The sequence below is a fragment of the Neglectibacter timonensis genome, from assembly GCF_900048895.1.
In the GTDB taxonomy this organism is placed as follows: Bacteria; Bacillota; Clostridia; order Oscillospirales; family Acutalibacteraceae; genus Acutalibacter; species Acutalibacter timonensis.
In genome coordinates this window covers 188,357-207,038 of record NZ_LT160635.1, presented here as the reverse complement: position 1 = coordinate 207,038, position 18,682 = coordinate 188,357, and the positions used below count along the sequence as shown (strand labels likewise).

General features: G+C 56.2%; 16 protein-coding genes. 9 read left to right on the top strand and 7 right to left on the bottom strand.

The annotated features are described in order from the left end of the window. Positions 1 to 18: 18 nt before the first annotated feature. On the bottom strand, positions 19 to 885 hold the full coding sequence (locus BN3911_RS01600) for a DUF362 domain-containing protein (protein WP_066860403.1): 867 nt from the start codon (positions 883 to 885) through the stop codon (positions 19 to 21). A gap of 324 nt (positions 886 to 1,209) precedes the next feature. On the opposite strand from BN3911_RS01600, the gene BN3911_RS01595 reads away from it, so the two are divergent. The 3 genes from BN3911_RS01595 (at position 1,210) to BN3911_RS01580 (ending at position 3,862) form a co-directional block, all read left to right on the top strand. Beyond that, entirely contained in the window at positions 1,210 to 1,458 is a 249-nt protein-coding gene (locus tag BN3911_RS01595; protein WP_066860400.1) for a Smr/MutS family protein, read from the top strand. A gap of 612 nt (positions 1,459 to 2,070) precedes the next feature. Continuing rightward, on the top strand, positions 2,071 to 2,739 hold the full coding sequence (locus BN3911_RS01590; RefSeq protein WP_066860574.1) for a manganese catalase family protein: 669 nt from the start codon (positions 2,071 to 2,073) through the stop codon (positions 2,737 to 2,739). 328 nt (positions 2,740 to 3,067) lie between these two features. Further along, positions 3,068 to 3,862 carry a MerR family transcriptional regulator gene (locus tag BN3911_RS01580; protein ID WP_066860395.1) on the top strand — a complete coding sequence of 265 codons (795 nt, stop codon included), beginning with the start codon at positions 3,068 to 3,070 and terminating at the stop codon, positions 3,860 to 3,862. 154 nt (positions 3,863 to 4,016) lie between these two features. On the opposite strand, the gene BN3911_RS01575 is transcribed toward BN3911_RS01580, so the two are convergent. Continuing rightward, on the bottom strand, positions 4,017 to 5,501 hold the full coding sequence (locus BN3911_RS01575) for a type IIL restriction-modification enzyme MmeI (RefSeq protein WP_066860392.1): 1,485 nt from the start codon (positions 5,499 to 5,501) through the stop codon (positions 4,017 to 4,019). Positions 5,502 to 5,536: 35 nt separating this feature from the next. Next, positions 5,537 to 5,986, bottom strand: coding sequence for a hypothetical protein (locus BN3911_RS17085; RefSeq protein ID WP_187127662.1), 450 nt, complete (start codon positions 5,984 to 5,986; stop codon positions 5,537 to 5,539). 247 nt (positions 5,987 to 6,233) lie between these two features. On the opposite strand from BN3911_RS17085, the gene BN3911_RS01565 reads away from it, so the two are divergent. From BN3911_RS01565 to BN3911_RS01555, 3 genes are all read left to right on the top strand, one after another. Continuing rightward, positions 6,234 to 6,548 carry a helix-turn-helix domain-containing protein gene (locus tag BN3911_RS01565; protein WP_066860387.1) on the top strand — a complete coding sequence of 105 codons (315 nt, stop codon included), beginning with the start codon at positions 6,234 to 6,236 and terminating at the stop codon, positions 6,546 to 6,548. Positions 6,549 to 6,674: 126 nt separating this feature from the next. Then, positions 6,675 to 7,235 carry a helix-turn-helix domain-containing protein gene (locus tag BN3911_RS16910; RefSeq protein ID WP_082942006.1) on the top strand — a complete coding sequence of 187 codons (561 nt, stop codon included), beginning with the start codon at positions 6,675 to 6,677 and terminating at the stop codon, positions 7,233 to 7,235. Between the two features lie 328 nt (positions 7,236 to 7,563). After that, positions 7,564 to 7,800 (top strand): helix-turn-helix domain-containing protein, encoded by a 237-nt coding sequence (locus BN3911_RS01555; RefSeq protein WP_066860384.1) that lies wholly within the window; start codon positions 7,564 to 7,566, stop codon positions 7,798 to 7,800. Between the two features lie 453 nt (positions 7,801 to 8,253). On the opposite strand, the gene BN3911_RS01550 is transcribed toward BN3911_RS01555, so the two are convergent. The 3 genes from BN3911_RS01550 to BN3911_RS01540 form a co-directional block, all read right to left on the bottom strand. After that, positions 8,254 to 9,099, bottom strand: coding sequence for a sugar phosphate isomerase/epimerase family protein (locus tag BN3911_RS01550; RefSeq protein ID WP_066860381.1), 846 nt, complete (start codon positions 9,097 to 9,099; stop codon positions 8,254 to 8,256). Positions 9,100 to 9,147: 48 nt separating this feature from the next. Continuing rightward, positions 9,148 to 9,996: a VOC family protein gene (locus BN3911_RS16905; protein WP_082942005.1), complete on the bottom strand. Its 849-nt coding sequence runs from the start codon at positions 9,994 to 9,996 to the stop codon at positions 9,148 to 9,150. A gap of 378 nt (positions 9,997 to 10,374) precedes the next feature. Next, complete coding sequence (locus BN3911_RS01540; protein WP_066860376.1) at positions 10,375 to 12,135, bottom strand: ABC transporter ATP-binding protein; 1,761 nt, start codon at positions 12,133 to 12,135, stop codon at positions 10,375 to 10,377. A gap of 369 nt (positions 12,136 to 12,504) precedes the next feature. Here BN3911_RS01540 and BN3911_RS01535 point away from each other — a divergent pair, with 369 nt between their 5' ends. From BN3911_RS01535 to BN3911_RS01525, 3 genes are read left to right on the top strand one after another with little or no spacing between them, the layout of a single operon-like run. Next, the gene (locus BN3911_RS01535) at positions 12,505 to 13,065 is read left to right on the top strand and encodes a hypothetical protein (protein ID WP_066860373.1); all 561 of its coding nucleotides are present in this window, start codon (positions 12,505 to 12,507) and stop codon (positions 13,063 to 13,065) included. A 4-nt stretch (positions 13,066 to 13,069) separates the two neighbouring features. Then, complete coding sequence (locus tag BN3911_RS01530) at positions 13,070 to 14,683, top strand: GH3 domain-containing protein (RefSeq protein ID WP_341440260.1); 1,614 nt, start codon at positions 13,070 to 13,072, stop codon at positions 14,681 to 14,683. Then, complete coding sequence (locus tag BN3911_RS01525) at positions 14,683 to 17,226, top strand: HD domain-containing phosphohydrolase (protein WP_066860370.1); 2,544 nt, start codon at positions 14,683 to 14,685, stop codon at positions 17,224 to 17,226. The genes BN3911_RS01530 and BN3911_RS01525 overlap by 1 nt, the downstream gene beginning before the upstream one ends. 52 nt (positions 17,227 to 17,278) lie before the next feature. Here the strand turns inward: BN3911_RS01525 and BN3911_RS01520 are convergent, their stop codons facing one another. Further along, positions 17,279 to 18,670 carry an MATE family efflux transporter gene (locus BN3911_RS01520; RefSeq protein WP_066860368.1) on the bottom strand — a complete coding sequence of 464 codons (1,392 nt, stop codon included), beginning with the start codon at positions 18,668 to 18,670 and terminating at the stop codon, positions 17,279 to 17,281. Positions 18,671 to 18,682: the final 12 nt, after the last annotated feature.

The following is an 18,682-nucleotide window of genomic DNA, read 5'->3' as shown; positions in this document are numbered from 1 at the left end:
AAGTGAAGCCGGCTTGTTTCAGTCCAAAGAAACCAGCTCGTACTCCCTGCTGCCCACGCCCAGCGCCGCGGCGGCCTCCACCGTATGCACGCCGTTGCGGGATTCGATGCGCTCGATCAGATCCGCCTTGCCGGGGTCGTCCGCCTGGTATACCAGGTCCAGGCAGGCCTGGTCCAGAGCCACGGGGTCCAGAGAGGAAAGGATGCCGATGTCCGCCGCTTTGGGATCCTCCGCCACCGCGCAGCAGTCGCAGTCCACAGACATATTGCACATCACGTTGATAAAGGCCATGTTGCCCTTGAAATGCTTCACAATGGACTGATCCGCGTCCGCCATGGACTCCAGGAAGGAATCGTGATCCGCGGTCCAAATCTCCTCCGCCTTGCCCGCGCCGTGGATCACGGCCTTTCCGTAGGCGGAGGCAATGCCGATGGAGATGTTCTTCAGCGCCCCACCGAAGCCGCCCATGGGGTGGCCCTTGAAATGGGAGAGCACCAGCATGGAATCATATCTCTCCAAATGCGCCCCCACATAGTTTTCCTGAATGCGCTTTCCTTCCGGCACAGGCAGGGTCATGTCGCCTTCGGCGTCCATGATGTCCACTTCCGCCACATCCGTCCAGCCGTGCAGCTTCATGGTTTCCCAGTGATCCTCCGTGGTGCTGCGCTTCCCCTCATAGGCTGTGTTGCACTCCACGATGACGCCTTTCACATGGTCGATCACAGGCTTGAAAAACGCGGGACGGATGAAGTTCTGGTTTCCCACCTCGCCAGAATGCACCTTCACCGCCACCTTGCCGGGCAGCTCCGCGCCCAGCACGTCGTACAGCTTGATTACCGCTTCCGGCGTAAGCGCCTTCGTAAAGTAAACCTTTGCCTTTTCCATCTGTTTCGAACCTTCCTTCTTCTGAATTTGTTCTGACTTTCCACGCGGGCCGTGCCCACTGCCAGCAGAACCGTCCTCCCGGCTGCTGTCCCTTCTATCATAGAACCTAAAGTGAAGTTTATGTCAAGAGGTTTTTTGTTGTTTTCTCTGGAATTTCCTATTTTTCCTTTTCCCACAGGGTTTCCTCCCCGCGCCCATCCTGTGGCTGGCCTTTCCCGGCGCGCCGTGCTATAATCAGACCAAAGAAAAGCACTGCCGTCTGTTCCGGAGAAAAACGGCGTCCCCTGGGGGCAGCGGCTATTTTGGAAAAAAGGAGAGATCCGCATGCGTTTTAGCCGGAACGGCTCCGTCATGACGGTGGATCTGCACGGCACCTCGGCGGAGCAGGCCAGGGAGCTGCTGCTCAACTGGCTTTCCCACAGCCCGGAAAGCGTGACCGAGCTGCGCGTTGTCCACGGCTACAACCGGGGTACCCTGCTGCGGGACATGGTCAGGCAGGAGCTCACCCATCCCCGTATCCGCACAAAGCTCCCCGCCCTGAACCCCGGGGAAACCCGGCTGATCCTGAAATAGTCCCCTAGCCGCCGCACAGGAGAAGGTAGGCTTCCCCTTGAGGGGAAGCTGTCAAAAAGATATCCTCACTCTGTTCAGATATCTTCACCGAGGTGACTGATGAGGTGGCAAAAAGATGCTCGAACGAAGTTCGACCATCTTCCGCCCGCATTCTGCCGCTGCAGTGTAAGCGGGAAGCTTTCCACCTCATCCAGCAGATTCCCGCAGGGAATCTGTTTCCCCTCTCCCCTCAAGGGGAAGGCAAAAGCCCTTTCTCCAGCCCGGAAGCAAAAGATCTCCTCACTCTGTTCGGAGATCTTCGGGAAGAACCCCCCGAACGCGAAGCGGTCTCCGCTCCGCTACGGGTCTTGGTCCCCGGTGGGGACCGGTAAGACCGACCGACGCGACAGCGGAGAACAGCGCTGGACACGTGCCACCGGCACGCAGCGCCGCCTTTCCTGCGGAAAGTACCGGGCTTCTTCCGGCCCGAACGAAGTGAGAGCATCTTTTGCTGAAGGGCTGGAGCATAAGGTTCTTTGCCAAGCTTTCTGCGAAAGAAAGCGGCGAAAGAAAGCGGGAATAAAATTTCTTTTTTTGCAAATCCTAGGAGAAACACCAAAGGAGGTTTTCTCTATGTTCAAGCATGAAAAGGAATACCTGCATCCTGTGCGAGTGGATAGGCCGAACCCCAATTACGCTGCGCTGCTGCAGGAGCAGCTGGGCGGCCCTCAGGGCGAGCTGAAAAGCGCCCTGCAGTACCTGTCCCAGAGCATGCGCATTAAAGACCCGGAGATCAAGGACCTGTTTCTCGACGTGGCAGCCGAGGAGCTCTGCCATCTGGAAATGGTGAGCGCCTGCGTCAATATGCTCAACGGTCATGACCTGGACGCCATGAACGCCACCATCGGCAATGTGGAGGCCCACGTGCTCACAGGGCTGACGCCCATGCTCTCCAATGCCAGCGGCTACCTGTGGACCGCCGCCTATGTCAACGAAACCGGAGACGCCGCGGCAGACATCCTCTCCGATATCGCCGCCGAGCAGCGCGCCAAGGTGGTCTACCAGTACCTGTACCGGCAGATCGACGATAAAGGCGTGCGGGAGACCATCGATTTCCTGCTGAACCGGGAGGAGGCCCATAATACCATGTTCCGGGAGGCCTTCAATAAGGTACAGGATAAATCCCAGTCTCAGAAGCATTGGGGAGAAACCGTGGATTCCCGCATCTATTTCGATCTGTCCCGCCCCGGCGGCCAGAACTTCGACCCGGCCAAGACACAGCCCCCCGAGTTCAAAATCTGACGGGCTGAACCCCGTGCTCATCACACCGGCCGTTCTTTTGACCGGCAGGAAGAAAAGGGAACAGGCAAACGAAATGCCTGTTCCCTTTCCTGCTGTCTGCGGCAATTTGTCTTTGTCTGATTTTGTGCCCGGCACGTAATCCAGGGGACGGGCTTTCCCGGCGCCTTGTTCTCATCCTGCGGAACGCGGCGGGGGGCTTTTGTAAAAAAAGAGAGCGGAAACATTTATATAGAAAATTGAAAAAACGCTTGACCTTGCCACAGTGAGAAGGTGTATGCTCTTAGCAGGACCGGTCCTCCATCAAAAATCGGAAAGAAAGGAAACGATCATGCTCACCATCGGCGAATTTTCCAGGCTGGGCCATATCTCCGCCAGAATGCTCCGGCATTACGACTCAATCGGCCTGCTGCATCCCGCCCGCATCGGGGAAGAAAACGGCTACCGCTATTACGACGAGCGGCAGCTTGCGGTGCTCGCAAAAATCGAGAAGCTGAAAGGCTACGGCTTTCCCCTCTCCTGTATCCCCGAGCTGCTCGGCCTGCCGGAGGCGGAGCTGGCCCGCAGGCTTCACGCCCGCAGGCTCCAGGCCCACCGGGAGCTGACCGAGATGCGCCGAAGCATCCGCCGCATGGAGGAAGACGTGATCAGAATGGAGGAACTTACCATGGAGCACTATCCTGTCGTCCTTATGGACTGCCCGGAATACAGGGTCTTTTCCCTGCGCCGCACCATCGACGTGAGTCAGACCCACGAGCTGTTCCGGGAGCTGAAGGAGGAGATGAAGAGACGGAACATTCCCCGCTCAGGCTTCACGCAACAAATGTACCACGGCAGCGAGTTTTCCTATGAGTCTATGGACGTGGAGGCCCAAGCCCAGGTGAACGTGGACGGCGCCGGTATCCGCGTGATTCCGGCGGGCCGGTATGCCGCCGTCACCCATACGGGCCCTTATGAAACCTTGAAATATGCCTACGATTCCCTGGCAGGGTGGCTGGGCAGCCATCCGGAGTACCGGGTCTGCGGCCCTGCTGTGGAGCGCTACCTCAGGGATGAGGATTCCGTGGAGAGCGCCGAGGAGCTGGAGACGGGAATCCTGTTCCCCATTGAATTGCGGGATTCCTGATTCCGGCGCAGACCGTCCCAAGTGAAACCTGTAGCGACCGTCAGGCCGCAGCATGCCCCCGCTCGCACGAAAGGAGCGGGGGCGCTTTCTTCTCCATTCTGCTGTAGGCATTGTTTGAAAGCCTGTCTCCTATGAGGCCGCACCGCCTCTGCAGTCATACGTTTGAAAGCCATGTTTCCCCTATCTGTTGACCAACCATAGAAATCACGGCATTCTTTCTTTCGTCCATTCTGGAAAGGATTTCCCGGATGACGGCGGCGTGAAAGTCCACTTCTGAAAGCAGAGGCCGGTAGCGCCGGTATTGGCCTTTCCTCTCTTCCACAAGCCCCTTTTCCAGCAGCCTGTCTATTGTTTCAGGCATTCCTCTTTCCGCCTTAATCTCTTTTTTCATAAGCGGCTTTTCTGCGCTCCACAGAATTTTCAAGGTCTTGTATTCACTGCCACCCGGGAACTGCGGGTTTCTCTCTTTACTGGGAAGCAGGGCAAGTTCCCATGCTCTGCTCCTTTGCTCCGGATCCTCCGGCAGATAGAACTTGATCCACTCCACAAAGAAACCCGTATACTCCACATCAGACTCATATGCTGTATTCCGCTTTTTGCCGTTCTTATCCACCGTTGTCCGCTCCGTTTCCACCCGGCGCAAATAGCCTTTTTTCACCAGCGTTTTTAGGCTACCGTAAGGATCCTGCGCCCGTGAAAGCAGATTTTCACCCAATTTCTCAGGCTGTACCGGCTCTTTGCTATTCAATATGGTAAGCAAAGTCGGCAGGGAGATTCGCGGCACATCCGGGTGGGCCAGAACATTGCGGCTGTTATAAGCTTCGCCTTCCCTGGCGATTTTGGCCGCAGAGCCCCGCTTATCCCTCAACGCCAGCAAATAGAGAATTCGGCTTTCCGGCAAGCTGGGTTCTCCCTGTATGTCTATAGGGCACCTTTCCCGATACAGAGAATCCACATATCCGTTCAGAGTTTCCAGCGCTTCAGACAGCCCCATCTCTTGTCCGGTTTCCCAATATCTGCGCAAAGGGTTTAGAAATCGTTCCATCACCTCGCAGTCCCCTTCTCGTTGCGGAGGAAAAGGAAATTGGCAAACGCAGTCGTAAAGACCCAAACTCCCCACAGTCTTCATCCATTCAGCAAACATTTCGGAGGCCAGAATCCCGCAGTCCCACAGGGTGGGATCGGCAACGCGCCAAAGTCCGTCTCCTATTACAGCACCGTCAGAAACTAACGCCAAGGGGACGCCGCGAGCGTTCTCCGGAAGGGTATCCGGAAAGATCAGGTATTCGTTGTCAGCAGCTTGACGTTTCAGAGGATCATAGCGGCTGCCCCGCCCTGCGGGATTCCGAAAATACTTCATGCCAATCCGCCTGCGCAAATCTGCCGCTACCGGGGTCCCAGCCATATAAATACACTTTTTTGCCGCCCGGGTTTGGAAATAGTCTCTTTCGTAACAGGTTTTGACCAACCTCTTCACCGCAGGGGCTTCCTTCTCCGCAGCTTCTTCTGAAAGAACGGCCATCCCTCGGAATTCGTACTCCGATGCGGCCAGCCCACTTGATACCTTCAAGTGGTTGCAGTCGTACCGCCATAATTCAGAATGACTTCTTGTGATTCTTTCTATCAGCTTTTTCTCCATAACCACATCACGACCATTCCTTTCCGAAAAATCGATTATTTTTCCTTTTTCGAACGGCAGGATTTTATATTTCGCTTCGTGCGTTTCAAATCCATCGGAAGCTCCTGTTTCACCAAACCCGAAACCAGACCAACGGCAATGTGCCTTGGCAAGAAATGAGCACAGAGCTTTACCGTCCATTTTTTCAATCTGTTTGGCGTTCTTCCTTTATATTTGTTTTCAAAATCTATCCAGGCAATATTTCGTTCATATTCATTTTTAGGTAGAGATGAATCGATATATGGGTAACGGCTCATTGCGAACTCATAAAAATCACTGCATTTAGCTGCAGAACGTTTCAGTAATTTTTTCATTGTACGATAGCCCTTATCAGCGCTCGGCGGATATTTGAGAGAATCTATTGAAACGCCGATCCATGAACAAATCCGCCCCATTTCAGCAACAGAAACTGTTTCTTGTTTTAAAACCGAGGAGACAATTTCCATTGGTATTTCGTACCTGCGCGAAAATTGTTCGGGAGTTAGATTTAAATGAGACAGTTTATTCTGTAACTGATAGGATAATTCAATCCTAATTAGTTTAGAAATATCGGTTGCCATTTGTGCTGATATCAATATTTATCTCCTCAAAAAACATGATTTACAATTAATAACATGATACATGATTGAATGGACAAAAAAATAAAGGTAAAATATTAACAAAAGAAAAAAACGCTGTAAGAGGATGATAGATATGGAAAACTTGCGGATGCTCCGAATAGAAAAAGGACTCACTATCATGGAGCTTGCGTTAGAAATGGATGTTGTCCCGTCTACCATTCAGCAATACGAAACCGGAGTAAATGAACCAAAAATTGAAATGCTGATACGCCTGTCCGACTATTTCCACGTGACTATAGATTTTCTTGTAGGCCGCTCACCAGTACGGGAGCCTATCAATGATGAGGACGAGATATTGGCTTCTCAATTGCGCCATCTCAATAACAGGGAGGCGAAAAGAGCCGCTATTTCTCTGTTGCGTGAAGTAAGATGCAAGGATAACAAATAATATTTTATACCTTCAATTTGATGATGTCAATTGTATCAGTTGACATCATTTTGCTTGTAGACAATTTTTTGTAAAGAAGATATGCTTTTTTTGTCAGCATTTTGATCACTTTGGGAGCACAGTGAAATGGTGAAAAATTTGAGAAGCCTGAGGGAATCACGGGGATTAAGCCAAGAAAAATTGGCGGAGCTTACCGGTATCAGCAAGGCAAGGATATATACCTACGAAACCAAAACCAGAGAGCCGGATATCGAAGGATTGATCGTCCTGTCGGATTTTTTTGATGTAACCATTGATTATTTAGTTGGGCGCGATGAGGCTTTCTATTCGCAGAAAAGCGCCGGGCTTTTGGGCCTAGACAGATTGGGAGAACGCCTGCAAAACTTCCGTCTGCAGCGCGGCCTGAATAAAAAGGAGCTTGCCGCCAAGGTTGGAATCAGTGATACCTATTTGGGTTTTATTGAAAGCGGTATAAAAATCCCAAAACTGGAAACCTGCCTCAAGCTGCTGAATGCCCTGGAGGTCTCGGCTGACGCAGTCTTCATGGACAGCCTGATTGCGGGAAACTATCAAAAAACAAATTATTTGGATTATCTGTTGAAAGAGCTCCCCCTTGAAGCTCAGCAAATCGTGTTGACCGCTGTAGAAGGAATGGCAAAATCACTCCGGGGCAGAATAAAGAACTGATAAAATGAGCTGTTCCCAGTACAGAGAATCCGTCCGGTGAACATTTCGGCATCCTCCGTGAAGCTCACAATAGACCTCAATACCGTCATCAAGCAAGGTGATTGCTACGGGAAATAGGGTTAGAGTCTGCCGGAAAGCGGATCGCGTCCCTCCGTATGGAACAGGGATTCTCCCAAGATTGGAAGCCTCCAAAATATGGAGGCTTTTTTTCTGCGCCCAGCGTAAATTTTCTGCCTCTATTTGTCCTATTACAGGACATACTTTCCTGAAAAAAAGTATAGCCTTGGAATTGTCCTATGTCAAGACAATTTAAAGGAGAAAGATAGTCGTGGCGAGAATTATCGACGGGAAAGCCAGCAATATGGTGGGGGATAAAGTAAGGGAGCTTCGTATGGCCAAAAAGATGAGCCAAAAGCTTCTGTCAGAAAAACTGGAAACATACGCCGTTTACATCTGCCGGGGGTCCATCTCCCGGATTGAGGAAAAGAGGAGAACTGTCACCGATATAGAGCTGTACGGTTTGGCGCAGGTTTTGGGCGTTGATATCGGAGATTTTTTTCTATGAGACGCCGGTTGGTGAGCCGTCAAATTGCAGCATGCCCCCGCTCCTTTCGTGTGAGCGGGGGCAGCCTGTACCGCTTATAAAAAATTTTTCATAAGAAATTTCATAAGAAGTCTTACAAAATTTCCCGTGTTATTTCTATTTTTCTTAATTTTTATAAGAATTTCAAGAAGCAACATAAGAAAAAACGAAATAACGCAAGTACTTTTGTTATGATATTTGTTATGTTATTTTGTTTTGTTATATGATTGGACTGTTCGGAAAACAAGGAAGGGGAATCCTCAAAGAGGATTCCCCTTCCTTCCGCCGGCAGCCGCCAATGCCCCGGGAGCAATGCCAAAAACCAATGAGACGAGCATAGAATATCTCCTCACGCAGTTCGGAGATATTCTCAGAGCAAGCGGTTCCGCATCATAAAAAGTCTTTGGCCGTCTTTTTTCAGAAAGACGGAGCGGCTTAAACAGAACCGTTCCAGACCAGGTCCATATGTTTTTTGACCAGCGCGGTCTTTTCCTCGTCGTCGGAAAGGGCGCTGAGCAGAGGGCTGAAGGGCTCGGCCACCACGGGGCCGTCATAGCCCAGCTGCCGCAGGCCGTTCAGGACAAACTGGATGTCGATCCGTCCCGTCTCGCCGGGCAGGCCCCGGGTGGAATCCACCAGCTCTTCCAGAGGGCCCTCCGGCGCATCGTTGATATGTACGTTGACAATGGCGCCCGGATCTCCGATATGGGCGAAGACGTCCCGGTTATCCGCCCCTGTGAACCAGTGCCAGCTGTCAAAAAGCAGGCCCACGTTTTCACCGCAGTCCCGGGCCAGCTCCAGCATCTTCTCCGCTGTGTACAGGAAGGGGTATTTGGAATTTTTCCGCGCCGTGTACGGGCCGATGAATTCCAGCCCCAGGCGGATGCCGTACTCCCCGTATACCCTGGCCACCTGGGAGAGCCGCCTGACGTGCAGCGCGTAATTCTCCTCATAGGGCAGGGTGTCGCTGCCGGGGATAATCCAGATGATGCTGCGGCTGCAGCCCACCTGGCTCATGGCCTTGGCCTGCGCGGGAAGGGCTTCCATCCGGGACGCAAACTCCTCCTCCGATACCTGAACGGGATGGAAGGGCACGTTGAAACAGGTGATTTCCATGCCGTACTGCTGCAAAAGCGCTTTCACCTTCTCCACGCCGCAGGCCGTCACCTCGTCCGCGCCGGCTTCCATATGGGTAAAACCGTGGCGCTTTGCCAGCTGCATTTTCTTTTCCAGGTCTGTCTCCTGAACTCCAATGACGCCGAAATTGATGGATTGATACAATTGGCTCACTCCTTTTTTCTTTGTTGGTTTTTTGGCGGGCCTTTCCCCTTATGCCTTCGCCTGGGGGGATTCCGGGGAAATCTTCATCAGCTCGATTTTGTTCCCGTCCGGATCGTGGGTCCAGGCCTGCCAGTTTTTGTCGCCGCCCTGCTTTGGCTCTACGTCGATGGGCGCGCCTTTTCCGCGCAGCGCCTCCACCGTCTCCTGGATATCCCCGCATTCCAGGCACATGTGCATAAAGCCCGCGGAGCTGTCCTTTTCCTCCACCCTATCCCTGCCGCCGTAAAACAGTTCCAGATAGGTTCCGTCAGCGACGCGCAGATAGTTGAGCCAGGGCTTCCCCTCCTCGTCCTTCAGGGACTCGATCAGCGCAAAGCCCAGCTTTTCCCGGTAGAAAGCAAGCGCCTGCTCCATATCGGAAACCGTGAAGGCCACGTGGGCGATCCCGGTCAGCCCCTCTCTCCCGTACTCATAGGGTCCTTGATTGGACTGCATCTGCGGGGAGCCGGGCGCGTACTGCACCAGCTCCAGCGCGTTCCCGTCCGGGTCGTGAATCCAGATGCTGCGGTTCCCGTCCTTTCCCAGCTGCGGCTCCGGGGATCCGATCCAGCCCTTTTCAAAGGCCTTCGCGGCAAAGGGCGTCAAATCTCCCACGGAAACGCACCAGTGGTGGTATCCCACCCTATCGGACGCATAGGCGGGATCCCGGTCTTTTTCTCCGCCGTAGAACAGTTCCAGAAAGGCGCCGTCACAGATTTTCAGATACACAATCCAGGGATTCCCCTGGGCGTCGGGCAGCTCAAAAGCCTTTCGGAACCCCACCTCTCCGCAGTAAAAAGCAACCGCACGTTCCATGTCCGTCACCTTCATGGCGGTATGGGCAATTTTGGTAATCATAACAACGATTCCTCCTTATTTATTTTTCTCCCGCTTTCTTTCGCAGAAAGCTTGGCAAAGAACTCTGAGCTCCAGCCTTCCAGCAAAAGCCGATCTCGCTTCGTTCGAGCGTCTTTTGCTTCCTGGCTGGAGAAGAGCAAGGGCGTTCCACCTCATCAGCCGCCTACGGCGGCAGCTTCCCCTCAAGGGGAAGCCTTTGACCTTTGCCTTCCCCTTGAGGGGAGAGGTGTAGCAGATTTTCGTAGAAAATCTGCTGGCTGCGCCGCGACGGATGAGGTGGAAAGCCCTTTGCCTTCCCCTCAAGGGGAAGCCTGTCTTGGCCTTAACCTCCTCCTCCCCGGTATCCAGAAGATCTCCTCACTCTGTTCGGAGATCTTTTTATAGGCTCCCGCCCAAAAACTGCAGGGTCTGCTCCTGCAGCTGCTGCACATGGCAGAGGCGGGCGTAGACGCCGTTTTTCTCCAGCAGCTCCTGGTGAGTGCCCTGTTCGGCTATCCGCCCATGGTGGAGCACCAAAATCTGGTCGGCCCGCATCACCGTGGAAAGCCGGTGGGCGATGACGATGATGGTGCGGGTGCCGGAAAGCTGCTCAATGGCCGCCTGAATTTCGCACTCCGTCTCCGTATCCACCGCCGAGGTGGCCTCGTCCAGCACCAGGATGGGGGTCTGCCGCAGCACCGCCCTGGCAATGGCAAGCCTCTGCTTCTGCCCGCCGGAAAGGCGCACGCCCCGTTCCCCCACCACCGTGTTGTAGCCGTCCGGCATCCCTTGGATAAAACCGTCCGCCCTGGCGGTGACGGCCGCCTGCACAATCTGCTCCACAGAGGCGTCCGGCATGCCGTAGGAGATGTTCTGGGCGATGGTGCCGTTGAACAGGAAGGTATCCTGCAGCACCAGGGAAATCTGGCTGCGCAGGGACGCCAGGGTCACGCCGCGGATGTCCTGTCCGTCAATCCGGATTGTCCCCTGCAGGGGGTCGTAAAACCGTTCCAGCAGGGAAATCAGCGTGGATTTCCCCTCCCCGGTGGGCCCCACGATGGCCAGCATCCGCCCGGGGGCCGCCGTAAAGCTCACGTCCTCCAGCACGGGCTCCTTCTCCTCATAGCGGAAGCTCACCTGCTCGAAGGAGACCTCTCCCCGCTCCGCCTTCAGCTCCCCTGCGTCCGGCTCCTCCTTCACCTCGGACTCGGCGTCCAGCACGTCGAACACCCGCACCGCGCTGGCATAGGCCATCTGCACGTCCTCCACCAGCCGGGCCAGGATGGCCAGGGGCTGGTAAAACAGGCTCAGGTACATCAGAAAGCCGACCACGTCGGAGACCGGCATCGCCTGCCGGGACGCCATAAAGCCTCCCAGCCCCACCACGATCACCGTGCCCAGGGAGGTGAGGAACTCCACGGCGGGGTTGAAAAAGGCGTTGGCGAAATTCGCCCGGATGTTCACCTCGGAATAGCGCTTGCAGCGCTTCACCATCTTTTCGTGCTCAGTCCCCTCCTGGCCGAAGGTCTGAATTTCCTTCATGCCTGAGAGATTGTCCTGCAGCACGCCGTTTAATTCCCCCAGCACCTGCTGGTTGATGCGGAACAGCGGCGCCACCCGCTTGGAAAACTGCCCGCCCACCAGCACTACCAGGGGCACCGGGATCAGCGTCAGCAGGGCCAGCTGCCAGTTGATGCAGAACAGCATGACCGCAACGCTCACCACGATGAGCACGTTGCTCACCAGGTCCGGCAGGGCATGGGCCACCAAGATCTCAATCTGCCGGGTGTCGTTGATCATCCGGCTCATCAGCTCGCCGGTCTGCTTGTCGTGAAAATACCGCATGGACAGGCTCTGCAGCTTGTCGTACACGGTAAGCGTCAGCTCCGGCACAAACCGCCAGGCCGCCAGGTGGCTGATGGCCAGGCTGATAAACCGGCAGACCGCCCGCAGCAGGTACGCCCCCACCAAAATCAGGGAAAACAGCACCAGCAGCTGGGTGTTGGCCCCGCCGGGCAGTTCCAGCGAAGCCGTCAGCCGCCGTACAATTTCCGGCGTCACCAGGTTTAAAAGAGCCGCCCCGATGATTCCCAGGCAGGCAACGGCCAGAGTCCCCCAATGGCGCTTGGCCATAAGGATCAGGCGCGCAGTAAATCCCATAGTAAAATTCCTCCCCACAATCCGGCCCCTCCGGCCGTTCTATCTTCACACTATACCGCGCAAAGCATATAAAAAGAATGGACGATGCAGTTTTTTCTTTGACAATTTCGACCTACAGGGCTTCTTCCCGGAATTTTCCCCCGCTCCTTTTCCGTGCCCTGCCTCTCCGTGCGGCATCCGCCGTTCTTCCGGACGCCTCTGCCTGAATGCAGGATAATCCGCCAGTATAAAAACTGCTTAAATTACTATTTGGTGAAATTGTATAGATGATCCCGAATTTTTCTTGATTATTTTGCGAATTCGCTTGAATCCACTCCCAATATGACATATAATGTTTCTGAATTTGAAAAAACGGAGGAGCAGGGCGCTATGATTTTTGGGGTTGGCACCGCGGTCTGCTACCTCTTTTTTCTGCTTTATGATTTTAATCAGGTGCGGTGGAAAAGCAGGAAGCTGCACGGCGCATTTGCCCTATCCTGCGCGGGTCTGCTGCTGCTGACTGCGGCCGCCTGCTGGAAGGGCCAAAACCGGAATCCCGCCCGTCTGGTCCCGGGCGGGATTCTCGCCCTGTGTTTTCTGCTGCTGCTTTGCTACACTCTTTTCTTCGCCCTGCCCTTTGAGGAAACCTATGTGCGGGAGAGCCGGGGCAGAAGGGTATGCCGCACAGGGATGTACGCCCTTTGCCGCCACCCCGGGGTGTTGTGGTACGCGGGGTTCTATTTTTCGCTGTACGCGGCTTTGGGCGGCGCGCCGCTGCTGGTGCTGGCGGTTACCGGCACGGTCCTTGACCTCCTGTATGCGGTTTTTCAGGATGTCTGGACCTTTCCCAAAACCTTCTGCGACTATGAGGAGTATCGGAGGGAGGCCCCGTTCCTGATCCCGCGGCCTTCCAGTGTGGTGCGCTGCCTGCGCACCTTGAGAAAGGGGTAGCCTTGTGAAGCCTGTGGACGAGATGCTGAAAAAGAAGCAGTACCGGGAAATCTGGGAGCAGTACTGCGGGTTCCTGGACCTGGACCTTCCCGGGTATATGAAGATACAAAACCGTCTCCTGCTGGAGCAGATCGGCCTTTGGGCGGACTCCCAGCTGGGCAGAAGTATCCTCAAGGGGAAACAGCCGAAAACCGTGGAGGAATTCCGCCGGATGGTGCCCCTCACTACCTATGAGGATTACGCCGACGTGCTGCTTTTGAAGCGGGACGACATGCTGCCGGAGAAGCCTCTGATCTGGATTCAGACCACCTGGGAAGGCGGCAGGCACCCCGTCAAGCTGGCCCCCTATACCCGGGGCATGCTGGATACCTTCCGGGACAATGTGGTGGCCTGCGAGCTGCTGTGCACCAGCCGGGCCAAGGGCCAGTTCAAAACCCGCCCTCACGATAAAATCCTCTACGGCCTGGCACCCCTTCCCTACGCCACAGGCCTGCTTCCAGTCACCCTTTCCGAGGCTGTGAGCATCGATTTCCTGCCCCCCGTGGAGGAGGCAGTGGACATGACCTTCAGCCAGCGGAACAAGGCGGGTTTCAAACTGGCCATGAAGCAGGGGCTGGATTACTTTTTCGGCCTGGGCAGCGTGGCCTACGCCGTAAGCATGAGCCTGGGCTCCATGAGTTCCGGCGGCGGGCTGAAATCCCTGCTCAAATGCAGCCCGAAAATGGCCGTGAAAATCCTTCGCGGCAAGTACCGCTGCAGGAGGGAGGGCCGCGCCCTTATGCCCAAGGACCTCTTTGAGCTCAAGGGCTTCATGGTGGCCGGGACGGACAACCGCTGCTACCGGGACGACCTGGAGGAGCTCTGGGGCGTACGGCCCATGGAACTCTTTGCCGGCACCGAGCCCTCCCTGGTGGGCACGGAAACCTGGACACGCAACGGCATCTATTTCTTCCCCGACACCTGCTTTTACGAATTCATTCCGGAGCAGGATATGATGAAAAGCCTTTCCGACCCCTCCTTCCAGCCCCGGACCTATCTGATGGACCAGGTGGTCCCCGGGGAAAAATACGAGCTGGCCGTCACCGTGTTTAAGGGAGGGGCTTTCGCCCGTTACCGGGTGGGGGACGTCTACCGCTGCGCGGGACTGGAGAGCCGGGAAGACGGCGCCCGCATCCCCAGGTTCGAGTATGTGGACAGGATCCCCACCATCATCGACATCGGCGGCTTCACCAGGATCTCCGAGCAGGGGATCAAAACCGTCGTCGAGCTGTCCGGCCTCCCGGTGACGGACTGGACGGCCCGCAAGGAGTTCAGCAAGGAGAACCGCCCCTATATGCACCTCTATGTGGAGATGTCCCCGGATTCCCTGGTTTCCTCCGCCGTGACGGCGGAAATCCTGCGGGAGCAGCTGAGCACCTATTTCCGTTATATCGACCAGGATTACAGGGATTTGAAAAAGATCCTGGGCATCGATCCCCTGCAGGTGACCATCCTCCGCTGCGGCGCTTTCGCCGCCTGCCGGGAGCGGTACGGGGAGCCGCCCCGCATGAATCCCTCCCCCCACGAGATGGAGAACCTGCTCTCTTCCCAGGGGTTCTGCGAAAGGAGGGGTTCCTGATGGGCGCTTTCGATTATATCCCGGTGATCGCCCTTGCCTGCTACACCTTCCTGTTCCTGGTCTTCCTGGCGGCCAAGAAAAACCGGATCGTCACCTCCTACCTCTTTGTGATCCTGGCCTCCATGGTGTGGACGGGCGGCTCCTTCTTTATGCGGATTCAGCTTTGGCCCTCCTATCAGTTCTGGTACCATGTCTCCCTGGGCGGCCTGCTCTATCTGGCCTACGCGCTGTTCTACTTTGTCAACGCCTTTTCCGGGCAGCGCAGGCCGGGCTTCTGCAAGTTCTGGTTCCTGCTGCTCACCGCCGGGTTTGTGGCCAATATCCCCACCGGCATTTTCCTGAAATGGCCGGACCTGGTCCTGGTAGACGGAAACGCCGTTTTTGTCTATGAGATGAGCTGGACCGTGGGCGTGCTGTTTGCCATTGCGGCGGGCATCATGTTCCACATGATCTACATCATTGTGACCAACTGCAAAAAGGACCCTGTTTTCCGCAAGCAGATCGAGCCCACCCTGGCGGGCATTGTGCTGATGTTCAGCGGCAACCTGGCCCTGCTGATCCCCGCCCTGAAGGGCTTCCCCATCGACATCCTCTGCTGCCTGCTCAACGCGGGGCTCATGTTCTACGCCCTGACAAAACGGCGGCTGTTCCGGCTGAAGATGCTCACCAGCGAAGCTGTGTGCTACGGCGCCTCGCTGATCGCCTCGGTCATCCTGTTCTATAACCTGAGCCCGCGGTTCCTCTCCTTCCTGAAGGCGTATTTCCCCCGGCTAGGCGGCAGCAATTCCACCCTGGTGCTGGGCTGCCTGTTCCTCATCGTCTCCCTGCTGTTCATGCTTGTGTGGAAGAAATTCCTCAACGCCGTGTTCATCAAGGAGGACCGCATGAAGCAGGAATGCCTGCAGCAGTTCAGCCTCACGGTTTCCAAAAGTCTGCGGATCCGGGACATCTACGAGGAGATCACCAGGGCCGTCAAAGCCTCCACCGAGGCGGATTCCGTCTACATCTGCATGCAGGACCACAGGGACGCGCCCTTTTCCACCGTCCATACGGACAAGCCCCTTGCGGACAATTCCTTTTTCCTGCGGGCAGACAGCCCCATTGTAGCCCGGCTTCAGGAAGGGGACGATGGCCTGTTCCTGAAGGAGTTCCGCTACAGCGTGGCCTATAAGGCCATGTGGGATTCCGAAAAAAAGCTGCTTGCCGGCCTGGGAGTGGAATACATCCAGCCCCTGAAGGACCAGGGGGAGCTGGTGGGCATCATCCTGCTCTCCCATAAAAACGGGAAAAGCCGTATCAGCGCGGACGACGTGGCCTTTCTGGCGGCCCTGGCCTCCGTGGCGTCCATCGCCATCAAAAACTCCATGCTCTACGAGCAGGCCTACCGGGAAGCCGTCACCGACGAGCTGACCGGGCTCTACAACAGGAAACATTTCAACGCCAAGATGGAGGAGCTCTTCCTCTCCTGCAAAAAATCCTCCCTGGTGCTGGTGCTGATCAACGTGGACGACTTCAAGCTCTACAACCAGCTGTACGGCATGGCGGAGGGCGACAGGGCCCTGCAGCGCATCGCCAGGGTCATCACCGCCAGCATTGGGGAAAACGGCGTGGCGGCCAGGTACAGCGGCAAGGAATTTGCAATCCTGCTGCCCCATTACGACGTGCTGGCCGCCAAAAAGCTGACGGAATCCATCAGCCGCCAGATCTACAGCCTGAACGAAAGCGGCGGGGAATACTCCATCAAGCGCCTGACCATCAGCGCGGGAATCAGCGCCTACCCCTACGGGGCTTCCACCCCCAAGGAACTGCTGGACAATGTGGACCTCTCCGTCTACCATGCCAAGCGCAGCGGGAAAAACGCCATCCGGGTCTTCGACACCACCGTAAACGGCGTCAAAAAACTGGAGGAATCCGGCGCGCCGAAGTACATCTATCAGGAATACGAATCCACGGTGTTCGCCCTGACGGCGGCCATCGACACCAAGGACCATTACACCTTCCGCCATTCCAACAACGTGGCCTACTATGCCACCTCCCTGGGGGAGGCCCTGGGCATGAACCAGGACACCATCGAAATGCTGCGGCAGGCGGCGCTGCTGCATGACGTGGGAAAAATTGGGATTCCGGAAAGCATCCTCAATAAGCCGGGCCGGCTGACGGAGGAGGAATTCGGCGTGGTCAAGGGCCACGTGGAGGCCTCCATCGGCATCATCAAGCACCTTCCCTCCCTGGACTACGTCATCCCCGCGGTGACCGGCCACCACGAGCGGTACGACGGCGGAGGCTACCCCAGGGGGATCGCCGGGGAAAACATCCCCCTCACCGCCAGAATCCTCTGTGTGGCGGATTCCTTCGACGCCATGGTCTCCAAGCGCTGCTACAAGCCCGGCATCCCCCTGAAGCGGGTGATGGAAATCCTCCGGGAGGAAGCCGGAAAGCAGTTCGATCCCCGCCTGGTAGAGGCCTTTCTCTCCCTGCTGGCCAGCGGCAGGGTCAAGGTTGCGGCGGACGAGTCCAGCCTGAAGGACCTCCCTCCCCAGTGACCAGCCCTTCCAAAATTGAAAAGCGGCGCTCCGCCCCTGTTCCCAAAAGGGCTTATCCGCAAACTGTACTTATCACGCCGGCGCGGTTCCCCCGCATCTTTTTCAGCTCTCCCCCCACCAGAAGCAAGGTGAGCAGGGCGGACAGCGCATCCGCCGCAGGGGCGGCCCAAAGCATCCCCTCCACCCCGAACAGGCGTGCCAGCAGCACCACTCCAGGCAGCAGGAACACCACGTCCCGGGACAGAGAAAGCACGGCCGCCTTCACCGGCTTTCCAATGGATTGCAGGAAAATGCTGCTGGCTTTCTGGATACAGCACAGCAGGATTCCTCCCAGGAAAACGCGGAAGCAGAGGCAGGCAAACTCGTTGTAGAGCTGGCTTTCATTCCCGAAAAGCGACACAAGCGCCTGGGGGCAGGCCTCGAACAGCAGCATCGCCAGGCTCCCCACCGCCAAATTGGCCCAGAGGATCCGGCTGTACGTCCCCCGGACCCGCTCAAAATTGCGGGCGCCGTAGTTGAAGCCCACAATGGGCTGCCCGCCCACGGCAATCCCCACGGAAAAGGCGATGACAATGCCGAACACCTTCATGACAATCCCCACAACAGAAAGGGGAATATCCGCCCCATAGACGGAGCGCGGCCCGCAGAGCACAATCATGTTGTTTGCCACCGCCATCACCGCCACGATGGCAATCTGGGTGATAAAGCTGGAAATCCCCAGCTGGCCGATTCTGCGGCAGAGCAGGCCGGAGGGCCGGAAGCTGGCCCTCTGCAGGGAAAAGGATTTGGGCCTGCGGAAATAGAAAAGCGTGGCCGCACAGGAGGCCGCCTGGCCGATGATGGTGGCGGCAGCCGCGCCCCACACCCCCATCCCCAGCGCAAAGATAGCCACCGGATCCAGAATCAAATTGAGCACGGCCCCCAACACCGTGGCAAACATGGAATACCCCGGCGACCCATCTGCACGGATGACGGAATTCATGCCGGAGGCGAACACATAGAAGGGGATCCCCAGGGTGATTACCGTCATATATTCCGCCGCATAGCCGTGGCAGGACTCCGTCACGCCGAACAGTGTCAGGATTTCTTCCTGAAAGGCTAAGCCCAGCGCCATCAGCACAAGTCCCACCGCCGCGCACAGCATCATGCCGCTGCCCACGCATCTGTGGGCGGATTCCTTTTCCCCCCTTCCCAGGGAAAGGCTCAAGAGCGCTGCGCAGCCGTCCCCTGCCAGCAGCGCCAGAGCCAGGGCCGCCACCGTATAGGGGTATACCACATTGGTGGCCGCGTTTCCCAAATACCCCACCCCCTGGCCGATAAAAATCTGGTCCACAATGTTGTACAGGGCGCTTACCAGCATGGAAAGCACGCAGGGCACCGAAAATTTTAAAAGCAGTTTTCCCAGCGGCTCCTCCGCAAGGTAGTGTTTTTTTGTCTCATTCATCTCTGTTTCTCC

What these genes read in the sequence shown, in the direction of transcription:
- BN3911_RS01600 (WP_066860403.1), bottom strand. Translation starts at nt 885, where the DNA reads ATGGAAAAGGCAAAGGTTTACTTTACGAAGGCGCTTACGCCGGAAGCG.
- BN3911_RS01595 (WP_066860400.1), top strand. Translation starts at nt 1,210, where the DNA reads ATGCGTTTTAGCCGGAACGGCTCCGTCATGACGGTGGATCTGCACGGC.
- BN3911_RS01590 (WP_066860574.1), top strand. Translation starts at nt 2,071, where the DNA reads ATGTTCAAGCATGAAAAGGAATACCTGCATCCTGTGCGAGTGGATAGG.
- BN3911_RS01580 (WP_066860395.1), top strand. Translation starts at nt 3,068, where the DNA reads ATGCTCACCATCGGCGAATTTTCCAGGCTGGGCCATATCTCCGCCAGA.
- BN3911_RS01575 (WP_066860392.1), bottom strand. Translation starts at nt 5,501, where the DNA reads ATGGAGAAAAAGCTGATAGAAAGAATCACAAGAAGTCATTCTGAATTA.
- BN3911_RS17085 (WP_187127662.1), bottom strand. Translation starts at nt 5,986, where the DNA reads ATGGAAATTGTCTCCTCGGTTTTAAAACAAGAAACAGTTTCTGTTGCT.
- BN3911_RS01565 (WP_066860387.1), top strand. Translation starts at nt 6,234, where the DNA reads ATGGAAAACTTGCGGATGCTCCGAATAGAAAAAGGACTCACTATCATG.
- BN3911_RS16910 (WP_082942006.1), top strand. Translation starts at nt 6,675, where the DNA reads ATGGTGAAAAATTTGAGAAGCCTGAGGGAATCACGGGGATTAAGCCAA.
- BN3911_RS16905 (WP_082942005.1), bottom strand. Translation starts at nt 9,996, where the DNA reads ATGATTACCAAAATTGCCCATACCGCCATGAAGGTGACGGACATGGAA.
- BN3911_RS01540 (WP_066860376.1), bottom strand. Translation starts at nt 12,135, where the DNA reads ATGGGATTTACTGCGCGCCTGATCCTTATGGCCAAGCGCCATTGGGGG.
- BN3911_RS01535 (WP_066860373.1), top strand. Translation starts at nt 12,505, where the DNA reads ATGATTTTTGGGGTTGGCACCGCGGTCTGCTACCTCTTTTTTCTGCTT.
- BN3911_RS01525 (WP_066860370.1), top strand. Translation starts at nt 14,683, where the DNA reads ATGGGCGCTTTCGATTATATCCCGGTGATCGCCCTTGCCTGCTACACC.
- BN3911_RS01520 (WP_066860368.1), bottom strand. Translation starts at nt 18,670, where the DNA reads ATGAATGAGACAAAAAAACACTACCTTGCGGAGGAGCCGCTGGGAAAA.